The organism is Microvirga sp. GN3, from assembly GCF_055792825.1.
This window is the reverse complement of the sequence record NZ_JBVVAK010000379.1, coordinates 1-1,176: the sequence shown is the minus strand read 5'-3', so window position 1 is coordinate 1,176 and position 1,176 is coordinate 1. Positions and strand designations below refer to the sequence as shown.

2 protein-coding genes are annotated in these 1,176 nt (G+C 63.4%); both read left to right on the top strand.

What is annotated here, in order from left to right; translation table 11 throughout:
* Positions 1–210 precede the first annotated feature (210 nt).
* Positions 211–549, top strand: a complete 339-nt coding sequence (locus tag ACS5Q1_RS47975; protein ID WP_473104797.1) for a hypothetical protein — start codon at positions 211–213, stop codon at positions 547–549.
* A gap of 12 nt (positions 550–561) precedes the next feature.
* A complete protein-coding gene (locus ACS5Q1_RS47970) occupies positions 562–861 on the top strand; it encodes a hypothetical protein (protein WP_473104796.1) in 300 nt (99 codons plus the stop codon).
* The last annotated feature ends 315 nt before the right edge of the window (positions 862–1,176 follow it).

The window sequence follows — 1,176 nt, the reverse complement described above, 5'->3', positions numbered from 1 at the left end:
AAGACAAACCCACAGGAGCTGTGACCGCTCAGTCCACAAAATGGACTGTGAGCGAGATCGTCGAGGATCGGACTGTCTCCAAGCACTAGAATTCAGCCCCTGAGCAGAGAACCTCCGGTACAATCTTGCCAACTGAGGTACGGGATGGAACGGCTGCAGGCGAGCTCGCGTTGGATAGCTGAACTTAACCTAGGTTAAGGGAGGCCACGCATGCGCCTCAAACCAAAACAGCTTCTCCTGATCAGTGTCGCGGTGGCTGGCCTCGTCGCCGGGACGCCACAAACGGTACTCGCCCAAGATCAGCCTCGGTCGTCCGAGACCCTCAAAACCGAGAGCACCGGCCCGCAGGATCCGCGCTCCACCGGCTCGGTCGGCCGCTCGGATGCGCCGCTCAGCGACAAGCTCGAACGCACTGATGGTGTAATCCGCCCGCCGGCCAACATCGCCCCCGACATGGCCGTGCGCCCGCCCGTGCCGAACCCGGGCACGACACCGGTGATCCCGGCACCCGGCACGCCTGGCGGCGATCTCACGCTCGACCCGAAATGACAGCGTTTCCCTATGCCCGCCGACCCTGACATCAGTCCCCTCGATCAGATCATGACCCTCGCGCGGGAGATCGTCGACGAATGTCCCTCCTGCGCTGGCAAGGCCTCACAGATCGCCATGTGGGCCCGCGAGATCCGGGAGCGCCGGCCCAGCCGTGACGAGTTAGCGGCCTTGGTGGATGCCACCTGCCCGGGTCTGCCCGAGGATCAGAGAACGCAGCGGATCGAAGGCTTGCGGGCGTTTGTTCGCTTTGCCGAGAGCTGGACCGTCCCCGTGGAACTCGCCTCAGTACAGGATGTTGCCGCGCCATAGCCTAGCCATCGCACTGTTCATTCAGCCACGGTCGCCCCTTCGGATCTGGCTGAGGAACAGCCGGTCGGACGGATCTTCGGCCGCGTGGGCCTGCGGACGGCAGAGAGCGAACAGTCAAGGCCGATTGCCAGTAGGAGAGTTGCCGCGTCCATTCCCTCCCCGACAGAAGATACCTCATGGTCGACCTCGGTTAATGGGATGATCCGGCCGTGCTCCTGCCCCGCTTGTTCGTAAGCTGTGGGGCTTCGAGTCACGCAAGGAGCATGTCCCATGTCACGGTCTTCTTTCTCTGCGGCGATCGCCACCCTCGGCATC

Coding starts and splice junctions, on each gene's coding strand:
- ACS5Q1_RS47970 (WP_473104796.1), top strand. CDS start 562: ATGCCCGCCGACCCTGACATCAGTCCCCTCGATCAGATCATGACCCTC.
- ACS5Q1_RS47975 (WP_473104797.1), top strand. CDS start 211: ATGCGCCTCAAACCAAAACAGCTTCTCCTGATCAGTGTCGCGGTGGCT.